Source organism: Thalassococcus profundi (assembly GCF_003344785.1).
Lineage (GTDB): Bacteria > Pseudomonadota > Alphaproteobacteria > Rhodobacterales > Rhodobacteraceae > Puniceibacterium > Puniceibacterium profundi.
Genome location: NZ_QPMK01000018.1, coordinates 1 through 19,539, shown reverse-complemented (window position 1 = coordinate 19,539; position 19,539 = coordinate 1). Strand labels below are relative to the sequence as shown.

Sequence of the window (19,539 nt, the reverse complement as noted above, 5' to 3'; positions counted from 1 at the left end):
CCCTCCGCGCGCAGCTTTTTAGAACAGCACGCCGTCGTCTTCGGGGCCGTACATGTTGATTTCCATGCCGCATTCGATTTCGCGGATGATGGGCTTGGTCCATGCCATGATGTAGTTCCTCCTCATAAGGGTGTCGTTTGACCTGACAAACATGGCAACGATACCGCGGAAAACCGAGTCTTATATTTTAAGAGTGGCACATACATTGGTCGCAATCCGGCCTAGACGAGCGTCGGGACCAGCCCGTCTATGACAAAGCCCTTGTTACGTATCGTCTTGATCTCGAAGCCGAATTCCTGCTCCGCGCCGATTTTCTTGCGCAGGTAGCCCAGGTAGACGTCGACCACGTTCTCGGAACTCGACCCGTCGCCGGCCCAGAGCGCATCGAAGATGGCGCCGCGTGACAGGGTCTCGTTGGCGTGATCGATCAGCAGCCGCAGCAGTGCGCATTCGCGCTCCGTGAGCTGCGCCTCGTGCGGCCCCAGCGTCAGCCGCCGTGCCTCGGCATCGAGCTGAGCGGGCCGGGGGCGCGCGGAGTCGGCGCGGCGCTCTTGCACCTTGAGACGCGCCACAAGCTCGTCGAAGGAGAAGGGTTTGACGATGTAGTCATCCGCGCCCGCCTCGAGCCCGCGAGCCCGGTCATCGACTTCGGAGAGCGCCGACAGCATCACCACCGGAAGCGTCTGACCCGCCGCCCGCAACGCGCGAACCAGGTCGATGCCGCTGTCGTTGCCGATCATGACGTCGACGATGGCGGCGGTCAGCGTCTCTTCCGATATGCGCGCCAGGGCGGCGTCGACGCGGTTCACGGTCACCGGATCGTAGCCGTGCAGCCGCAATCCGCGCGCAAGGGCCGAGGTGATCTCGGGGTCGTCGTCGACGATCAGGATGCGGGCGGCGCTGTCGGTCATGGGGTCTATCTAGTCGCGCGCCAGCGGCACCGCCACCGCGATTTTCGTCCCGGGCGCCGGTCCGACCGCCGCTTCGCGAGGCAGGGGGCTGGTGACGGATATCCGCCCGTCATGCTGGTCGATCACCCAGCGCGCCAGCGCCAGCCCGATGCCAAAGCCTTCGGATTTCGCGCTGCCGGTGCCCTGCCCGAACCTTTCGAAGATCCGGGACTGATCGGCTTCTGCGATGCCGGGGCCGTTGTCGATCACCTCGACGATGCCCATGTCGTCGTGCCGGCGGACATGCAGCGAGATCCGTCCTCCGGACCGGGCATGGCGCACCGCGTTCTGGATCAGGCCCGTCACCACCTGCCGCAGCCAGTTGCGGTCGCCATGCACTTGCAGCGGCGGGGCCTCGGCCAGCTCGAGCGTCATGCCGGCGCTGGCGATCTCGGCCGCGGCATCCTCGGCCGCGTCGCGTGCCACACCGCCCAGGTCGACGGCCCCGAACTCCAGCGCCAGTTGGCCGCTTTCCGACCGGGCGATCCGCAGCAAGTCGTCGATCCGGCGGTTCAGCCGCAGCGCCCGCGCCTCGATCGTCTGGAAACAGCCCTCTGCCGCCTCCGCACCCTTGCGGCCCAATTGCGCCTCCATGAGAATCACGGTCAGCGGCGTGCGCAACTCGTGGCTGATGTCGGCGAAGAAGCGGCGCCGGTTCTCGTCGGTCTGCGCCAGCTTGTCGTTGGCGCGCTGCAGCGCCTCGGTGCGCTCCTCGATGGTGGCGTTCAGGCGGCTCCATTCGAATTCCACTGCGTCGCGGCGCGCGGCGAGCGCCGCCGCCATGCGGTTGGTCTCTGCGAACAGCCCGCCGATTTCGTCGCGCGGCCTGTCGGGCAGGGTGACCGCGAAATCCTCCTGGCCGATCTGCCGCGCGGCATCGCGCAGAAGGTCAAGGCGCGAAACCTGCGGCCGCACGAGGCCAATATAAAACAGCCCCATCAGCAGAACCGTTGCCGCAGCGACGCCCAGAGCGGTCAGGTTCAGGGCCCGGCGCAGGTCGTCGATCCCCGCGAGGATGGCATTGCGGGCGCGGACCTCGTCGGTGATGACCCCGTTCAGGAGCGGATCGAAGCCCATGGCGAAGGTGTCGATAAAGCCCTGCAACCGCTCGCGGTCGGTTCCGGACGTCAGCATCGCGTCGCGGGTCGACACGAACAGCGCCTCCATCCGGGCGATGCCGATGCTTTGCGTGGCGCGGCGCGACTGTTCGTCGATGCCCAGCCGCTGCGCCTCGGCCACGGCCTCTTCGAGATCGCGGCGCAGCCGAGCGAAGGTGCGCGTGACGTTGGCCGCGACGCTGTCCAGGCGCTGGGTCCTTTGCTCCATCGGGATGCCTGACTGGATCGACTCCGCCGCGATGACGATGAAGGTCGAGATTTGGGTCGACAGCACGGAATACCGCTCGATCCGCGCCTCGGCCGCCAACGACGCCTCGATCCGGTCCGACACGCGCTGCATCGCCAGAACCAGCACGCCCGCCGTGACCAGCGCCGCGAGCGCCAGCACGAAGGCGCCGAGACCGAGCTTGACCTTGAGGGACGGGGCAGGGCGGAGCATGCAGCCTTTCCGTGAGATCCAGTTGAAGGCGCGGTCAATTCTTAAGCAGTTGCCGTAAAATTGCGCGCATTTTTTGATTTTTCTGCGCCGCAGCATTCTGCGCGCGCCGTATTTCGGGAACCTTTACCCTTTGTCAGATAGTTTCTGGATTACGACTAAAGCATCAGTTTATGCGAGGGAAACATGATCGAACTGCTTTTCGTGGCCTGTCTCAGCACAGCGCCGGGCACCTGCCGGGAGCGTAGCCTCCTTTACACGGACATCACTCCGATGACCTGCGCCATGGGCGCCCAGCCCGAGCTTGCCAAGTGGGTCGCGACCCATCCCAACTGGACCATCAGCCGCTGGAAGTGCCAGCAGGTGCAGACCGCCGAACGCGACGCCTGACCCGATTACGCGGCCCTTTACAGGGAGGTCCGGTCGCGTAATCGTTTTCCGACGTTCGGGCGATGCCCGGCGCTCTCCCGCCCCAACTCCATTTTATTCTCTGACCGACACGCTGCGCGACCACGATCAGAGCAATGCGCAGGCGCGACGGTCACGCAGACGTTTTTTGGAAATTCCCGCAGGCCCGCGCTACCTTTTGCGCAACGCCACGTGAGGAACGACATGACATCGCTTTTCAGGCTTTTCCTGGTACTGCTCAGCACCTGCATCCTGGCATCCCCCGCCGCCGCCGGACGGGCCGAAGTCCTGGCGCTGGCGAAAAAGGGCTGGGTCTACCAGTTGCGCACGACGATGATCGGTCGCGACATGTCGATCCCGGTGCGGATCAACGGCCGGTTCCTCGCTGGGGCCTCCATCTGCCTCGTTGGCGAACGGCCGCATCCGGAGACGCAGGAGGTTCTGGACCAGTTTCGCGCATTGCTGGCATCGGTGCACGGCAAGTCGGTGCCGATGCGCTACGCCGGACCGACGGCGCGGCTGTGCGGGGCGGGGCGCACCGTGGTCGTGCGGCTCTATTCGGGGCGTCCGCCCAACAGCGCGCTGACCGACGACCTATTCTGGCTCAGCGAATCCTATCAGCTTGGCCTGCCCCCCGACCGCGTCTACCGCGCTGCCTCTCCGGCTATGGCGCAGACCTTCTTTGGCAGGCTGGGTGCCGGAACCCACGTGATGGTCAAGCAGGCGGACCACGTCGATCTCACGCCGCTGGAACAGGCCTTCTACCGGTCGATCCTGATCGAAGAACTGTTTCAGACCTTCACCTTCGGCATGGATATCCTGCATTTCGACGCTTACGGCGCCTTCACGTCCAAGCTGCAGGAGCTGCCCTATGACCTGCGCCGCCTGCCGTGGGATTCCGAACCCTTCATGCGGCATCTCCTGCGCTCCAACCCCAGCGGGTTGTGCCAGTTCGATCTTTTCATGCTGCACGCCGTGGCCCGGGCGCCGGTGGAACGGACCAACTCCGACGCTTTCCTTGCCTATATCGACGCGCAGTACGACGACCTCGAGAGCCTGACCGCGGCGACCCTGGCGGATCCACGCTTTGCGACCCTCATCGACCCCGGCTGCGGCCGGCTGCTCGAGGCGCAGTCCGACTGATACCTTGCGCCATGTTTGACGCGCCGGTTTCCTGCAGTAGGCTTTTCGAAACGGGGCCGGAAAGCGCTTCGGAGGGAGGACATATGGACGCCACGACCGACACCGCTCTTAGCGGTCTTTCCGCGCTAGGCGCGCATCTGTCCGACGGGCTGATCGGTCACGAGACACTTGTCGAACGCCTGCTGATCGGGGTGCTGGCGGGCGGTCACCTGCTGATCGAGGGGGCGCCGGGCCTTGCCAAGACCCGCGCCGTCAAACGGTTGGCGGCGGCGATGGACGGCGGTTTCGCCCGCATCCAGTGCACCCCCGATCTCATGCCCGCGGATCTCACCGGCACCCCGGTCTTCCGCCCGCAGACCGGCGATTTCGAATTCGTGCCGGGCCCGGTCTTTCACAACCTCGTGCTGGTGGACGAGATCAACCGCGCTCCGCCCAAGGTGCAGTCGGCGCTGCTCGAGGCGATGGCAGAGGGGCAGGTGACCTCGGGCCGCGAGACCATGGCACTGCCCGATCCGTTTCTCGTGGTGGCGACGCAGAACCCGATCGAACATGACGGCACCTTTCCCCTGCCCGAGGCGCAGCTCGACCGCTTTCTTCTGCACGTGGTGCTGGGCCTGCCCGATGCGACGACCGAACGGCGGATTCTCGATCTGGTCGAAGCCGAGGGTCAGGCCCTGCCCGCCGCCCCCGCCCGGCTGGCGCTGGCGGACGTGCGCGCGGCGCGCAAGACGGCGATGGCGGTGCACCTGTCGGATCCGCTGCGCGACTATATCGTGCGGCTGGTCACCGCGACGCGCGCCGCGCCCTTTTCGAACGACATCGACCACCCGGTCAGCCCGCGCGGATCGCTGGCGCTGGCCGCGGCGGCCAAGGCGCGCGCCTACCTGCACGGCCGCGACTATGCCCTGCCGGAGGACGTGGCGGACGTCGCCCCGGACGCGCTGGCGCACCGGATCGTCATGACCTGGCGTGCGGTGGCCGAGGGCCGCACGGCGCGGCGGCTGATCGCCGATATTCTGGACCAGGTAGAGGCGCTGTGACCGCGGCGCTCGACGCTCCGGGCATTGCCCTGCGGGCCGAGGCTCTGATTGCGTTGCGCGGCCTGGTGGGGCAGCGGGCGGACCCGGCGGTGCTGTCGGCGCTCCCCGGCGGCTTCGTCACCAAGCGCCGGGGCCATGGCCAGGAGGTCGCCGACGTGCGCGAATATGTCGATGGCGACGACATCCGACACCTCGATCGCGGCAGCACCGCGCGCACCGGCAAGCTGCATGTGCGCCGCTTCCAGGAGGAACGCGACCGCGTCACCCTGCTTGTCGCCGATTTCCGTCCGTCGATGCTCTGGGGCACGCGCCGCGCCTTCCGGTCGGTCGCCGCCGCCGAGGCGCTGGCGATGGTCGGCTGGCGGGTGATCGAGGACGGGGGCCGCGTCGGGCTGCTGGCGCTTGGCGCCGGTACGCCGGTCGCGGTGCCGGTCCGGGGCCGGGCGCGCGGGATGCTGGGCGTGATCGGCGGGCTGGTGCGCGCGCATGACGCCGCGCTTCAGCTGGCGCTGGCCGGGGAACGCGCCGACCCGCCGCTCGACGCCGGGCTGGCGCGGCTGGCGCGCGTCGCGCCTGCGGGGGCGGAACTGGTGATCGCCTCGGGGTTCGACGCGCCGGGCAGCGGCTTTGCGCAGGAGCTCGGTGAACTGGCGCAGCGCCGAACCCCGCGGCTCTTGATGATCCGCGACGATCTGGCCGCCAACTTGCCGCCGGGCAGTTACCCGATCCGCGTGGGAGACGGGGGGCGCACGCAGGTCCGTATCGACGCGCGCACGGGACCCGACGCGCCGCCTGACCGCGATCTTGCCGGGTTCCCGGTGCTGGCGCTGGACGCGGGCGCGCCGCCGGCAGACACCGCGCGACTGGTGCAGGCAGCGTTCCCGGCGGACCGGGAGCCCTGAGCAATGGCCGACCGCGCCCTGACCGAAGAGGCCCTGATCGCCGGTCTGCGCGACATCCGCCTGCCGGAGCATGCGGCGGGCGGGTTACCGGCCGAACTGCTGGCCGCCGCCGCTATCGGTCTCTTGATCGCCGCGGTTCTTGGCCTTGCAGTGCGCGCGCTGAGTTTCGCCAAGGTCCCGCGCCGCGCCGCGCCCGCGGTCCCGCCCGGCGACGAACGGCTGGCGCTCTTGCGCCGCCTCAAGACGCAGGCGCCCGAGCGCTATGCGCAGCTTGCTAGGGACCTTTACCGTCCCGGCGGAGTGCCGGACCTCGACACGCTGCGGGCCGAGGTGGCGCGCCATGCTTGACCTCGCCGCCCCGCTGGCGCTGCTGCTATTGCCGCTTCCGTGGCTCGCGATGCGGCTCTTGCCGCCGCAGGCGGGGCAAGGGGCGGCGCTGGTGGTGCCGGACCGCATCGGCGCGGGCATCCTCGCTGGGGCGGGGCAGGCTGCGGGTCCGGCCTGGCGGCGGAGGCTCTTGCCCTGGGCGGTATGGGTGCTGCTGGTGGTGGCCCTGTCGGGTCCGCGCCAGCTCGAACCGATCCCGGCGCTCAAGGTCTCGGGCCGCGACCTGGCCATCGCGCTGGACCTGTCGGGGTCGATGGTGCGCGACGACTTCTTTCTCGACGGCGCACCGATCACCCGGATGGAGGCGGTGCAGCGCGCCGGCGCCGCCTTTGCCCGCCGCCGCGCAGGCGACCGCGTGGCGCTGATCGTCTTCGGGTCCGAGGCCTACTACGCCGCGCCGTTTTCCTATGACACCGAGGCCATCGCCCGCCGGATCGAGGAAGCGGTGATCGGTATTTCGGGCCGCGCCACCAACATTTCGGACGCGCTGGGTCTGGCGCTGAAGCGGCTGGACGGCAGCGAAGCGGCGAGCAAGGTGGTGATCCTGCTGTCCGACGGCATCAACAACGCCGGCGCCACGAACCCGCGCGGCGTCGCGGGGCTGGCGCGCGACATGGGCGTGCGGGTGCATACGATCGCGCTGGGGCCGAAGGACCTGACCGACTCCGCGCCGGGGGAAAATGGCGTGGTCGACGCCGCCACCCTGCGCGCGATCTCGAAACTGAGCGGCGGCACCAGCTTCCGGGTGCGCACGCTCGAGGACCTGGAGGCGGTCGCAGCGGAACTCGACCGGTTGGAGGCGACCGACAGCGACGGGCTGGCGGCAGAGGTCTTCCGCGAATTCTGGGTCTGGCCCGCGGCACTTGCGGCGCTGTTGTGCCTGGCACTGGCGTGGAGGGAGGAATGAACTGGGACGACCTGTCACTCCTCCGGCCGCTGTGGCTGGCGCTGATCCCGGCCCTGGTGGTTCTGGGATTTTTTCTCAGGCGGCGCCGCGCCGGGCTGGGCGACTGGGATCGCGTCGTCGATCCGGCCTTGATGCAGGGGTTGCGGGCCTTGGGGCGCGTCGATGAGCGTAGCGCCACTCGGCGCGGCCTCGTGGCTTTGTCGGCGGCGGCGATCATCGTGCTGGCGCTGGCGGGTCCGGCAATCGAGCGGCGCGACGCGGCGGCGTTCCGCAACCTCGACGGCGTGGTCTTCGTGCTCGACGCCTCGCCCTCGGTGGTCGAGTCGGACCGCTGGCCTGCCCTGCAGACCATGGGCCGGTTCGGCATCGCGGCGCTGGGGTCGCGGCCCGCGGGGCTGATCGTCTACGGCGGCGATGCCTACGTTGCGACCGACATGACCGGCGACACCCGGCAGCTTGGCCTGACCTTCGCGCTGATCGACGCAAGCACCGTGCCCAACCCCGGCAGCCGTCCCGAACGCGGGCTGGAACTGGCCGCGCGGATGCTGCAGGAGGCCGAGATCCTGGCCGGAGACGTGATCCTGCTGACGGACGGCGGCGGCACCGGCCCCGCGGCGCTGGACCAGGCGGCGCGGATCGCGGGGCACGGCGCGCGGCTTTCGGTCGTGGCGCCGACCCCCGGCGCCGAGCTGGAGGTGCTGGCGCAGACCGGCGGCGGGCAGGTGTTTGACCTGAACCAGACCGACGCGCTGGCGAGGTACTTGCAAGCCTCGGGCCGCGAACGGCTGGAACGGCAGGACTACCCGCTGCTCTTCTGGGCCGACTATGGCCGCTGGCTGCTGGCGCTGGCGCTGGTGCCGGTGCTGCTGCTTTTCCGTAGGAAGGGGGGCACGGCATGAGGATGCGCTGGCTTCTGTTGGCAGCGGTCGCGGCGGGCGGATTTTCCGCGTTGCTGGGTGGCACCGAACCGCTGGGCCGGGTGCTGCTGGCGGCCGGCGCGCCGAGGCTTGCGGCCGAAGTGCTGACCGATCCGGGATGGCGTGGCGCGGCGCAGTACCGAGCGGGCGATTTCGCCGGGGCCGAGATATCGTTCCGCGACGCGGGCGCACTGCTGAACCTCGGCAACGCGCGGGTGATGCAGCGCGACTACGCCGCCGCTCTCGAAGCCTACGACGCTGCGCGGCTGATCGGCGACAGCGACGCTGCGGCGAATTTCGACCTGGTGTCGGTCTATTACGCGGGCCTTGCGCTCGACCCCGAAACGCCGATCAAGTGGTCCGCCGACAAGGACGACGACGGCCCCGAAATGCTGGCGCCGGAGGCGGTGGGCAGCGCCCGGGCCGCGGGCAGCGGGGCCGAGACCACGAATGCCGGGGCGCTGGTCGGGCTGCCCGAGCTGACCAGCCGTGGCCGTCTGGGCGTGCGCAAGGTCTTCGATGACAAGTTCATGGTGGCCAATGACCGCTGGCTCGCGACCCTGTCCGACGTGCCGGGCGACTACCTTGCCGCGCGCATCAGTCACGAATTCAAACGCCGGCGCGAGCTGGGCCTGCTGCCGCCCGACCCGGAGGACCCCAGATGAGATGGTTGCTGTCTCTCGCCGCCCTGCTGCTCGCCGGACTTGCGCAGGCCCAGACGACGGAGGTCTTTCCGGGCGAGCTGAACCTGACGGTCACCGTCGCAAATGCCGATGTCGTGCCCTTTGAACAGGAAATGGTGCTCATCACCATCCACGGCAAATACCGTCGTCACATCACGCTGGAAAAACTCGAACAACCAGACCTGTCGGATTTCAACTGGATGCAGTTGGGCAACGACCAGTGGTACGACACCACCGAGAACGGCAAGAAGGTGAAGAACTTCAAGCGCCGCATGGCGCTTTACCCGGACAAGGCCGGGGAACTGACCATCGGATCCTTTACCCACCACCTGCACCTGACCGACGAAGGCGACGACTGGTTCCTGCACGACCTGAAATCCGAGCCGATCACGGTAAAGGTCAATCCCGCCCCCGCGACCGACGGCTGGTGGTTCCCTGTGCGCCAGCTCGAGGTGACGGATTCCTGGTCGAACGCGCCGGACCAGCTGACCCCGGGCGAGGGCGTGCTGCGCATCATCCGGGTCGAGGCGGTGGGCATCGGACCCGACATGATCCCGCCGATGCCCGAGCTGACCTCGCCGTCGGCGATGATCTTTCCGCATCCGGAAAAACGGCTGGTGGAACTGTCGCCCGAAGGGCCGGTGTCGGTGGCCTTCTGGCGCTGGACGATCCGGCCCACGAACGACACCTCGGCGATCATCGAGCCCATCGCCTTCGATTTCTATGACACGCGCAACCGGGTTCCGCGCAGTGTGACCATCTCGGCCCAGCGGGTCGCCTATGACGAAAGCACGCTGCCCGCCGTTCGCGCACCGGCCGCCTCCGCAGAGTTGCATCCGCTGGCGGTCTGGATCGCGGCGGGCGTGGCGGCGCTTCTGGGGCTGGCGGCGACGCTGGCCGGGCGGCGTTTTGGCGGATGGCAGGCGCTGCGGCGGTTGCCGCCCTTCGATCCGGCGCGCCGCGGACTTTGGGCCGCAGCCCGCCGGGGCGACCTGGCCGCGCTGCGCCGGGCGGCGGCGMGACTCATGCGGCGCGACGGGGCGACGCCGGGGCAGGGGGCCCTGCTGGCACAGCTCGACCGTGCGATCTTTGACCCGAAAGCGGGCGGTTTCGATGCGCGCGGCTTCGTCAAATCCTTCCTTGGCACGCGCCGGGAAACCGATACCATCGGTTAAATTGATCGCTTGCCGACCGGCAGGCACTCTTCTGACCACCAAAACACAATGAACCCGCTCGAATGGGTTCAGGGAGGGAAACTGATGGGACTGCTTTCTAGCCTGTTCGGCGGTGGGGATTCCGACTCGTCCGGCACATCCACGCCGCGCTATACCAGCGTGCGCATTCATCCGGCGGTCGACAACGGCGTGAAGCCCGGCTCGTCCAGCTTTGGCGGCGGCGAGCTGAAATGCCACTGCACCACCGACAAGGTGGTTGTCGAGGTCGGTGCACAGACAGCGCATAACCACGTTTGCGGCTGTTCGAAGTGCTGGAAACCCAAGGGCGCGCCCTTCAGCCAGGTCGCCGTGGTGTCGCGCGACAAGGTCAGCGTCAAGGAAAACGGCCGCAAGCTCGACCGTGTGGACGCCCATGCGGCGATCCAGCGCTATGCCTGCAAGGGCTGCGGGGTGCACATGTACGGCCGAATCGAGGACACCAACCACCCGTTCCACGGGCTCGACTTCGTGCATACCGAACTGTCGGGGGCGGATGGCTGGTCTGCGCCGGAATTCGCGGCCTTCGTGTCGTCGATCATCGAGCAGGGCCATGATCCCAGTAAGATGGACGCGGTGCGCGGCCGGCTGAACGAACTGGGCCTGCCGCCCTACGACTGCCTGTCGCCGGCGCTGATGGATGCCATCGCCACCCATATCGCAAAGGCCAACGGCAAGCTCTGAGCGGGGTCGCGGCCGGTGCCCTGTCCGGGCATCGGTCAAAGCTCGCCCAAGCCGGTCACAACCGCGTGGAACAGTTGCCACCCGCGCAATTTTGTTGCTACCTTCGGCGTGGGAGGAACCTGTCATGAAACACGATCCGGTGGCACAGCCGGCGGGGCGCATCAAGTCCGTGATGATCGTCGACGATCATCCGCTCTACGGCGATGCGCTGGCCTCGGCAATGCGGCATGTCTTTCAGGACTGCGCGATCGAAACCGCGCAATCGCTGCGCGAGGCGCTGGCGCTGCTCGACCGCGGCGTCGATCCCGACCTGGTGATGTTCGACCTCAAGCTGCCGGACGTCTCGGGCATCAGCGGCTTCCAGTCCTTGCGCGACCGCGTGCCCGGCACACCGATTCTGGTCATCTCGTCGCTGACTTCGGTCGATATCGTGCATGCGGTGATGGACGAAGGGGCCGCGGGGTTCCTGCCCAAGGACGCCTCGGCCCAGGTACTGCGGCAGGTGCTGACCGAGGTCAGCGCCGGGCGCAAGTATCTGCCCAAGGAATACCAGAAATCCGCCGGGCCGCGCGACGTGCCCTGTGCTCCTGGTAACCAGAAGCTCGCCGACCTGACACCGCAGCAAACCAAGATCATGAAGCTGATCTGCGCCGGCAAGCCGAACAAGCAGATCGCCTACGAACTCAATCTCGCGGAAGCGACGGTCAAGGCGCATATCACCGCGCTGCTGCGGCGTCTGGGCGTGCAGAACCGCACCCAGGCGGCGGTGCTGGTCGAAAGCGCCAATCTGGACAACGGACAGGTCATCGGAGACGCCGATGCTCGGGCGTTTCTGAGCCAGTGATCCCGTAAGGGGGCAGGCCATGCTCGACAAGCTTTCCACGCCCGCATCCGTCGGTGTCGGCGTGTCCTATGCCCGCGACACCGACGCGGCGGTGCGCGAGGCGGCGGCGCAGATCGCGCCGGCCGAAACCTGCTGCGCTCTGGTGCTGATCCCCGACGGGCTCGACCTCGGTGTTCTGGCCGGGGCACTCGACCGCGCGCTGGATGGTGTGCCGGTCTTCGGCTGCACCACGGCGGGACAGATCACACCGGCGGGATACGACACCGAGGCGCTGCAGATCATCGCGTTTCCGCGCCGGCATTTCCGCTGCGCCTCGCACCTGATCGACCCGCTCAAGCCGATGTCGATCAAGCAGATCGCCGCCGATGCCCGCCGCACCAACGTCCAGTTCCAGAAGACCGCCAACTGGAACCGGCTGGCGCTGATCTTTGCAGACGGCCTGTCCAAGCAGGAGGACATGCTGGTGATGGCGCTGGAGATGGGACTGGACGAAATGCCGGTCTTCGGCGGTTCGGCGGGCAACGGGCTGCATTTCCGCGAGACCTTCGTGCTGCACGGCGGCGCATTCCATACCAATGCGGCACTTCTGCTGCTGCTCGAGACAGATCTGGAATTTACCGGGCTGGGCTTCGACCACTTCCTGCCCACGGAAAAACAGATGGTGGTCACCGAAGCCATTCCCGAGGAACGGCTTGTGCTCGAAATCAACGGCGCCCCCGCGGCGGTGGAATACGCGCGACAGGTGGGCGTGACGCTCGACGACCTGTCACCGCGCGTCTTTGCCGAGAACCCGATCCTCGTGCGCAACAACATGAACTACCACGTCCGCGCCATCCAGGAAGCGCCGGGTGGCCATGCGCTGTCCTTCCTGTCGGCCATCGACGACGGGCTGCTGCTGACCCTGGGGCGCGGCAAGGAGATTTTGCGCACGCTCGAGGCCGGACTGGGCGTCAAGAGCGCCACCGGAGCGGCGCCCGATTTCATCCTTGGCTTCGACTGCGTGCTGCGCAAGCTCGAGATCGAGCAGAAGCAGCTGACCGACGACGTGTCCGAGATCTTTCGCCGCCACAAGGTGCTGGGTTTCAACACCTACGGCGAACAGACCTGCGGCGTGCATGTGAACCAGACCTTCGTCGGCGTGGCGTTCTTTGAACCGCGAAAGCGAGACCTGCATTGATCGACCCGACCGAACCGCTGGACGTTCAGGTGGCCCGGCAGGCCAAGATCATCGATGCGCTGGTGCGCCGGTCGAACCGCCAGCATGATGTCGGGCAAAGCGCCTATTCCGCCTTTCAATCCGCCATCGCCCTGCAGGGCCAGGTCTGGGCCAAGACCCGCGATCTGGAACGGACCAGCAACGAGCTGGAGCTGGAGCGCTACGACCGCGAACGCGCGCAGAAGAACCTGACAGATGCGCTGGCGGCGATGGACGGGGGCTTTGCGCTCTTTTCCGACGGCGAATTGATGGCTTGCAACGACCTGTTCCGTACGCTGCTGCCCGACATCAGCGACCGGATCACCCAGGGGCTCAAGATGCCGGAGTATTTCGAGCTGATGCTGGATTCCGCGCATCTGGCCGAGTCCGACACCCGGATGCGCGTCGATCTCAGAGAGGCGCGGTCAGGGCCCAAGGGCACGACGCTGCTGTCCTTCGTGATCGAACTTTCCGACGACCGCTGGTTCCAGATCAGCCAGCAGCGCACCTCGTCCGACAGCGTCATCATCCTGCAGACCGAGATCACCGATATCGTCCGGCAGAACCGGTCCGAGAAAGACAAGCTGATCGACATGCAGGCGCATTACCTGCAGGCGGCCTTCGACAACATGTCGTCGGGCATCTGCAGCTTTGGCCGAAATGGCGCGGTGATGTTCCACAACGACCGGTTCCGCGAATTGCTGGGCCTGCCGTTCACGCTGGTCAACAAGGGCACGACCTTTCCGCAGATCCTGAGCTTCGTGCAGAACAAGGGGCTGCTGATCGAACCCGATATTACCGACATCGACCGCTGGCCCTATCGGCTGCGCACCGAAGGCCGGCTGCGCAAGCGCCTGCGCCACGGCAATGGCCGGGTGCTGGACCTGCATGCCAACCTTCTGCCTGACCGGGGATTTCTTGTCGACATCAAGGACGTCACCCTGGAAAGCCGCGCCACCGAGATGCTGGAAAAGCGTGTCGAGGAGCGCACCGCCGAACTGACCCGCGCCAACAAGCAACTGACCGAGCAATACGAGGCCCAGGCCCGGGTCGAGGAAGAGCTGCGCATCGCCAAGGAAGCGGCCGAAGCGGCGGTGTCGTCCAAGACCCGGTTCCTGGCGGCGGCGAGCCATGACCTCTTGCAGCCGATCAACGCGGCCAAGCTGCTGATCTCCACCCTGACGGACATGGCCGCGGGGTCGAAGCTGATGCCGACGGTGGACCGGCTCGACGGGTCGTTCCGGTCGATCGAGTCGCTGCTGCACGCGCTCTTGGATATCTCGCGGCTGGAAAGCACCGAAAGCGCGCTGACGGTGACCGAGGTCTGCCTCGACACGCTGCTGCGCGGTATCATCGAGGACCAGGGACCGCTGGCGGAACAGAAGGGCATCCGCCTGGATGTGGTGCCCAGCTCCGCCTGGGTGCTGAGCGATCAGCGCTACCTGTTGCGGTCCTTGCAGAACCTGGTGGTGAACGCGATCCAGTACACCGAGACCGGCCGCGTTCTGGTCGGCTGCCGGCGCCGCGGCGACAAGGTGGTCGTCCAGGTCTGGGACACCGGCATGGGGATTTCCCACAAGGACCAGAAACGCATCTTCGAGGAGTTCACCCGCGCCGACAACGTGCCGCCGGGGTCGGGCATGGGGCTGGGCCTGTCCATCGTCGACCGCACCTGCCGGCACCTTGGCCACAAGGTGCATGTCCGCTCCAAGCCCGGCGTCGGGTCGACCTTCTCCATCGAGATGCAGTCCGCCCCCGACCGTGTTCGCGCACCGGTGTCGCCGCCCGAGGTGCGGGCGGTGCAGGACGGCGACATGGATCTGATCGCCATGGTGATCGAGAACGACGCCCACGTGCTCTATGCCACGACGCAAAAGCTCGAAAGCTGGGGCGCGAGCGTGCTGGCCGCCAGCTCGACCGAGGAAAGCCTCGCGCTGGTGCGCGACATCGGCATGGCGCCGGATATCCTTCTGGTGGATTACCAGCTCGACGGCGACGACACCGGCGTCAGGGCGATCCAGGCGATCCGCGCCCAGACCGGCGTGCATGTGCCTGCCATCATGATTACCGCGGAACGCGGACCGGAACTGGTCCGCACCGGCGAAGAGCTGGACTTTGCCGTCCTGACGAAACCGGTGCAGTTGGCGCGCCTGCGCCCGCTTATCGACTGGAAAACCCGCGGCGGCGCGCTCGAAGGGCGGCCCCCCGCCGCAGACAAAAGTATCGCATGACAGCGCGGTCCTGTGGCTTCAGGCTGCGCAACGGGAGGAATATAACATGCTGAGACACATCGGAGCCGCCTGCGTCGCGGCGCTTTTGACACTCTCGCCGGCGTCTGCGGAACTGTCGGGCACACAGACCTACGATCTGCTGTTCAAGAACGGCACGCTGGACGACATTTCGAACGACGCAGCACTGGTCTACGACCGCACGGTCAGCAACGCGCTGAACCCCGACGCGGACGCCCGCGATACCGGCGAGATCCGCCTGAGCTTTGACGAGGAGCGCGGCAGCCTGCTGGCCAGCCTGCAATTCACGCAAGGCGAGAAATACCGCAACCTGGGCAGCTTTCCTGCCAGCGTCGGCAACCCGATGATCATGTATTTCGTCGAGACCGTGACCCGCGACATGGGTGAATCCGCCGGCGGAAGCGTCTTCTACATCCGCAACCGCATCAAGGAGGCGCTGGTCACTCCGACCGAGGCCGTCGCCGGAGAGGCGGAGTTCCAGGGCCGCACCATCCCCACGACGACCGTGACCCTGCGGCCGTTCCAAGGCGACCCCAACGCTCAGGCGATGCAGGGCTGGGGCGAGCTCGAGATGATCGTGACCATGTCCGATGAGGTGCCCGGATGGTACCACACGCTGGCCGCGAAGGCGCCGGTCTATTCCTCGGTCCTGCGCTTCGACGAGGTGGCGCAGCCATGATGACCCGTCTGACCGTCCTCACCGCCGCACTCACGGCCCTGGCCCTTCCCGCCACGGCGCAGACCGTGGCCGAGCAGCTCAACGACTACCCGACCGTTGCGCGGGCGGATTACGTCTTTGGCTGCATGGCCACCAATGGCCAGAGCCGCACGGCGCTCGAGCAATGCTCGTGCTCCATCGACACGATCGCGACGATCCTGCCCTACGAGAGATATGTCGAGGCCGAGACGGTTCTGTCCCTGCGCCTTGTCGGTGGCGAACGGATGTCATTCTTCCGTTCGGCGACGATGGCCAACGACATCGTCGCCGAACTGCGCCGCGCGCAGGCCGAAGCCGAGATCGTCTGCTTCTGAGCGAGGGCCGGAAACCTCGAGGTTTCCGGTCCGTTTTCCTCGAGGAAAACGCCGCGGCGGGTCACGCGCTCGAACGAAAAACCCCCGCAGACCAAGGGCTGCGGGGGTGTCTGAAAACCTCGAGGTTTTCGGGTCCGTTTTCCGCGCGGAAAACGGTGCGTGAGGTCAGGACTGCACCGACTTCGGCAGCTCGCGTTCGAACACGTTGCCCTCGGTATCGGTGGCGCGCACCCGCAAGGACGTGGAGCCGTTGTCGTTGTATTCGAACCGGAACACCGGATTCTCCGAAATCGAGATCCCACCTTCCATGGTGAAGAGCATCTCGTCGCCCTGGTAGACCTCGATCGTGTCGATGAAATGCGCCGCGATGAACAGCTGGGTGATCTGGTCGCGCTGCAGCCCCGAGTAGTTGGGATGGCGGATCATGATCTGCGCCTCGCGCCGCGGCGTCGACATCTGCGCGGTCTCGTCGCCGAAGAGCTTGAGCTTCATCTGGCCCATCGACGCCAGCGCCACCTCGGGGTCGCGGCTCGCCGGGGCCGAACAGCCGCCCGATGCCTTGACGAAGCGCCCGGTCATCAGCGTGTCGCTCTCGGTCTCCGCGATCACCCGGACGTTGGAATACTGGTTGACCCGCAAGCGCATCTCGAAATCCAGCGGCGCCATGGCGTCGCCGAAGGTGAAGACCCCCGCGACCGGCGCCGGGTTCTCGTCGATCACCACGGTGGCCTTAAGGATATTGGCCGAAGGGTCCGTCTGTTCGATCAGGATCGGCACCGTCGCCGCGTCATGGGCGCGGTAGGGCGCCTCGACCGTGAAGACACCGGCGGCATCGCCCGGCTGGGTGTCGCCCAGCACGTCGAATTGCAGGTCCTGCCAGCTCGCGCTTTCGGTCAGCGGGTTCTTCGGCGCCTCGTCGGCGGCCCAGGCGGGGCCGGCGATCAGCGCCGCTAGGGCGGCGGCGTGAAGCAGTTTCATCGAGGTCTCCTCCTCATACTTTGCGCGTGTGTATGCCACAAAATCGGGCAAAAAGACATGCTTCTTGAGTCTCGGTGCATCACCGATGCGTGTAGGCTAGGCTGGCCGCACGAACCGGAGGACATCATGTTCGAAGCCTTGGTGACCCTGTGCCTCGCGGCGGCGGATGTGCCTTGTCGCGACGTCCTTCTGCCCGGTCACGAATCGGCGGAGCAGAGCCTCTGCGAAGCCAGCTTATCTGCTTCCACCGCAGCGGATTTCCCCGATCTCGCGGCCCGGGGTCCGGCGCGCTGCGCCCCCGCCGGGCCGGCCCTTTCCGTCGAAGAAGTCGCGCCCGGCGTCTTCGTACACATGGGTGCCATCGCGGAACCGGACACGGAGAACGGTGGCGATGTCGCCAATCTCGGTTTCGTGATCGGCGCGCGGTCCGTGGCGGTCATCGACAGCGGCACCACCCGCGCGGTGGGCGAATCGCTCTGGCGCGCGATCCGTGCCCGTACCGACCTGCCCGTGCGCCACCTGATCCTCACCCACATGCACCCGGATCATGTGCTGGGCGCCAGCGTCTTTGCAGAGGCCGGGGCAGAGATTGTCGGCGCCGAGGGGCTGGCCCGCGCGCTGCTCGACCGGCAGCAGAACTACATGCAAAGCATCGCGACGCTGGTCGGGCCTGCCGCGTTCATCGGCACCAGCGCGCCACGCCCCGATCGCATGGTCACCGACTGGGCCGAGATCGACCTGGGCGGTCGGGCGCTGGTGCTGCGGACCTGGCCGCTGTCGCACACTGGAACCGACCTGACCTTGCAGGACCGCGAAACCGGCGTGTTCTTCGCGGGTGATCTGGTCTTTCACCTGCACACGCCCGCGCTCGACGGGTCCCTGCTGGGGTGGCAGGAGGTGATGGCCGACCTTGCCGCCCTTCCGATCACGCGGCTGATCCCCGGCCACGGCGGTCCGGTGCTTGACTGGCCCGAGGGCGCCGCGCCGATGCGGCGCTATCTCGATGTGCTCGAGGCCGACACCCGCGCGGCGCTCGACCGGGGCGACAGGCTGGCCGAAGCGGTGCAGGAGATCGCCGAAAGCGAACGCCCTCACTGGCAGCTTTTCGATGCCTACAACCCGCGCAACGCCACCGCCGCGTTCACCGAACTGGAATGGGAGTAGCGCCTCAGTCCCTGGCGGCCGCGTTCAGCATCTGCGCCAGGGAATAGAGTCGCTGTTCCAGCAGCACCGGCGTCTCGCAGACATAGGTCAGCGACCGCTGACGGTCGGTATAGATGCGCTCTTCCCAGTCGAGCTGTTCTTCCAGTCGGTCGACCTCGTCGAAATCGGGTTCGTCGGCGGCCATCAGCTCGTCCATCTTGATCCGCGTCTCGTCGATGCGTTCGGAGCGGGCGATCTGGCTCAGCGAAAAATCCCCTATCCCCTCGATCAGCGCCGAGCGGCGGGTGTTCAAGGTCTTGAACACTTCGGAAAAGACATAGCCCATGAGCCGGTCATCGGCTTCTTGTGCGGCGGCGAAGTCGTCAACCAGCCCCTGTGCTGTCTCCAGATCGATTCGCCGCAGGGCGAGCGTGTCCGCCAGTTCGTCGGCGGCGGCCCGGACGGCCGGGTCTAGCTGCGGATCCTCCTCGACCGGGGCGGGCCACATCAGGCCGATGGACAGGGCGCCCACCTTGCGCTGAATGCAGGGCCAGGTGGGATCGGAATAGTCGGCGGCCGTCACCGGAGCGGACACCCCGGTACATACAAGGCATAGCGCCAGGAGTCGTGCTGTTTTCATGACCTCTCTCCCTTTGTCTTGAATATGGTTGAGGGCTCTATCCATGTCCACGTCTCGCAATACCAACCATTGTCGCAATTGTTCGGTGAGGTGTCGCTCGTAAAGTGAATTCAACACGCCAGAAGAGCGACGTCGTCTTGGGAGGAGAAGGCATGCGCACCCGTGCAGCCGTGGCCGTTGAGGCCGGGAAACCGTTGGAAGTGATGGAGGTGAACCTCGAGGGTCCGAAGGCCGGCGAGGTTCTGGTGGAGATCAAGGCGACGGGCCTGTGCCACACCGACGAATTCACCCGCTCCGGCGACGATCCCGAGGGCATCTTTCCCGCCATCCTGGGCCACGAGGGCGCGGGCGTGGTGATGGAGGTGGGCGAGGGCGTGACCTCGCTGAAGCCCGGCGATCACGTCATCCCGCTCTACACGCCCGAGTGCCGCGAGTGTGAATACTGCCTTTCCGGCAAGACCAACCTCTGCCAGGCGATCCGCACGACCCAGGGCAAGGGCCTGCTGCCCGACGGCACGACGCGGTTCTCGATGCTCGACGGCACGCCGATCCATCATTACATGGGCTGCTCGACCTTCGCCAACCACACGGTGGTGCCGGAAATCGCGCTGGCCAAGGTGCGCGAGGACGCGCCCTTCGACAAGATCTGCTACATCGGCTGCGGCGTCACCA

Annotated in this window: 22 protein-coding genes; 17 read left to right on the top strand and 5 right to left on the bottom strand. The window is 66.9% G+C overall.

What is annotated here, in order from left to right:
- Positions 1 to 18: 18 nt before the first annotated feature.
- From pqqA to DU478_RS18420, 3 genes are all read right to left on the bottom strand, one after another.
- Positions 19 to 108, bottom strand: coding sequence for a pyrroloquinoline quinone precursor peptide PqqA (gene pqqA, locus DU478_RS18430; RefSeq protein WP_114512439.1), 90 nt, complete (start codon positions 106 to 108; stop codon positions 19 to 21).
- 113 nt (positions 109 to 221) lie between these two features.
- Positions 222 to 911, bottom strand: coding sequence for a response regulator transcription factor (locus DU478_RS18425; RefSeq protein WP_114512438.1), 690 nt, complete (start codon positions 909 to 911; stop codon positions 222 to 224).
- Between the two features lie 9 nt (positions 912 to 920).
- Positions 921 to 2,507, bottom strand: a complete 1,587-nt coding sequence (locus DU478_RS18420) for a sensor histidine kinase (protein ID WP_114512437.1) — start codon at positions 2,505 to 2,507, stop codon at positions 921 to 923.
- Positions 2,508 to 2,690: 183 nt separating this feature from the next.
- Here DU478_RS18420 and DU478_RS18415 point away from each other — a divergent pair, with 183 nt between their 5' ends.
- The 15 genes from DU478_RS18415 to DU478_RS18345 all read left to right on the top strand — a co-directional run bounded on the left by DU478_RS18415 (position 2,691) and on the right by DU478_RS18345 (position 16,106).
- Complete coding sequence (locus DU478_RS18415) at positions 2,691 to 2,894, top strand: hypothetical protein (protein ID WP_114512436.1); 204 nt, start codon at positions 2,691 to 2,693, stop codon at positions 2,892 to 2,894.
- Positions 2,895 to 3,116: 222 nt separating this feature from the next.
- The gene (locus DU478_RS18410; protein WP_114512435.1) at positions 3,117 to 4,055 is read left to right on the top strand and encodes a hypothetical protein; all 939 of its coding nucleotides are present in this window, start codon (positions 3,117 to 3,119) and stop codon (positions 4,053 to 4,055) included.
- A gap of 83 nt (positions 4,056 to 4,138) precedes the next feature.
- Entirely contained in the window at positions 4,139 to 5,095 is a 957-nt protein-coding gene (locus tag DU478_RS18405; protein ID WP_114512434.1) for an AAA family ATPase, read from the top strand.
- On the top strand, positions 5,092 to 5,997 hold the full coding sequence (locus tag DU478_RS18400) for a DUF58 domain-containing protein (protein ID WP_114512433.1): 906 nt from the start codon (positions 5,092 to 5,094) through the stop codon (positions 5,995 to 5,997). The genes DU478_RS18405 and DU478_RS18400 overlap by 4 nt, the downstream gene beginning before the upstream one ends.
- Before the next feature lie 3 nt (positions 5,998 to 6,000).
- The gene (locus DU478_RS18395; protein ID WP_114512432.1) at positions 6,001 to 6,345 is read left to right on the top strand and encodes a hypothetical protein; all 345 of its coding nucleotides are present in this window, start codon (positions 6,001 to 6,003) and stop codon (positions 6,343 to 6,345) included.
- Positions 6,338 to 7,291, top strand: a complete 954-nt coding sequence (locus tag DU478_RS18390) for a VWA domain-containing protein (protein WP_114512431.1) — start codon at positions 6,338 to 6,340, stop codon at positions 7,289 to 7,291. The genes DU478_RS18395 and DU478_RS18390 overlap by 8 nt, the downstream gene beginning before the upstream one ends.
- Complete coding sequence (locus DU478_RS18385) at positions 7,288 to 8,190, top strand: vWA domain-containing protein (RefSeq protein WP_114512430.1); 903 nt, start codon at positions 7,288 to 7,290, stop codon at positions 8,188 to 8,190. Before DU478_RS18390 ends, DU478_RS18385 begins: the two co-directional genes overlap by 4 nt.
- On the top strand, positions 8,187 to 8,873 hold the full coding sequence (locus DU478_RS18380) for a hypothetical protein (RefSeq protein ID WP_233501414.1): 687 nt from the start codon (positions 8,187 to 8,189) through the stop codon (positions 8,871 to 8,873). Before DU478_RS18385 ends, DU478_RS18380 begins: the two co-directional genes overlap by 4 nt.
- A complete protein-coding gene (locus DU478_RS18375; RefSeq protein ID WP_114512428.1) occupies positions 8,870 to 10,066 on the top strand; it encodes a BatD family protein in 1,197 nt (398 codons plus the stop codon). Before DU478_RS18380 ends, DU478_RS18375 begins: the two co-directional genes overlap by 4 nt.
- 84 nt (positions 10,067 to 10,150) lie before the next feature.
- Positions 10,151 to 10,786, top strand: a complete 636-nt coding sequence (gfa, locus tag DU478_RS18370; RefSeq protein WP_114512503.1) for an S-(hydroxymethyl)glutathione synthase — start codon at positions 10,151 to 10,153, stop codon at positions 10,784 to 10,786.
- 124 nt (positions 10,787 to 10,910) lie between these two features.
- Positions 10,911 to 11,630 carry a response regulator gene (locus tag DU478_RS18365; protein ID WP_114512427.1) on the top strand — a complete coding sequence of 240 codons (720 nt, stop codon included), beginning with the start codon at positions 10,911 to 10,913 and terminating at the stop codon, positions 11,628 to 11,630.
- Positions 11,631 to 11,649: 19 nt separating this feature from the next.
- Positions 11,650 to 12,807 (top strand): FIST N-terminal domain-containing protein, encoded by a 1,158-nt coding sequence (locus DU478_RS18360; RefSeq protein ID WP_114512426.1) that lies wholly within the window; start codon positions 11,650 to 11,652, stop codon positions 12,805 to 12,807.
- Positions 12,804 to 15,056 (top strand): PAS-domain containing protein, encoded by a 2,253-nt coding sequence (locus DU478_RS18355; protein ID WP_114512425.1) that lies wholly within the window; start codon positions 12,804 to 12,806, stop codon positions 15,054 to 15,056. Before DU478_RS18360 ends, DU478_RS18355 begins: the two co-directional genes overlap by 4 nt.
- A 46-nt stretch (positions 15,057 to 15,102) precedes the next feature.
- A complete protein-coding gene (locus DU478_RS18350) occupies positions 15,103 to 15,753 on the top strand; it encodes a hypothetical protein (RefSeq protein WP_114512424.1) in 651 nt (216 codons plus the stop codon).
- Positions 15,753 to 16,106: a hypothetical protein gene (locus DU478_RS18345; RefSeq protein ID WP_114512502.1), complete on the top strand. Its 354-nt coding sequence runs from the start codon at positions 15,753 to 15,755 to the stop codon at positions 16,104 to 16,106. Before DU478_RS18350 ends, DU478_RS18345 begins: the two co-directional genes overlap by 1 nt.
- A gap of 165 nt (positions 16,107 to 16,271) precedes the next feature.
- Here the strand turns inward: DU478_RS18345 and DU478_RS18340 are convergent, their stop codons facing one another.
- The gene (locus DU478_RS18340; RefSeq protein WP_114512423.1) at positions 16,272 to 17,084 is read right to left on the bottom strand and encodes a quinoprotein dehydrogenase-associated SoxYZ-like carrier; all 813 of its coding nucleotides are present in this window, start codon (positions 17,082 to 17,084) and stop codon (positions 16,272 to 16,274) included.
- Between the two features lie 126 nt (positions 17,085 to 17,210).
- Here DU478_RS18340 and DU478_RS18335 point away from each other — a divergent pair, with 126 nt between their 5' ends.
- Entirely contained in the window at positions 17,211 to 18,248 is a 1,038-nt protein-coding gene (locus DU478_RS18335; RefSeq protein ID WP_114512422.1) for a quinoprotein relay system zinc metallohydrolase 2, read from the top strand.
- Positions 18,249 to 18,252: 4 nt separating this feature from the next.
- Here DU478_RS18335 and DU478_RS18330 read toward each other — a convergent pair whose 3' ends face one another.
- Positions 18,253 to 18,867, bottom strand: a complete 615-nt coding sequence (locus tag DU478_RS18330; RefSeq protein ID WP_114512421.1) for a hypothetical protein — start codon at positions 18,865 to 18,867, stop codon at positions 18,253 to 18,255.
- 152 nt (positions 18,868 to 19,019) lie between these two features.
- Between DU478_RS18330 and DU478_RS18325 the strand changes: the two genes are divergently transcribed.
- A partial coding sequence (locus DU478_RS18325) for an alcohol dehydrogenase catalytic domain-containing protein (RefSeq protein ID WP_158545810.1) occupies positions 19,020 to 19,539 on the top strand: 520 nt, incomplete at its 3' end.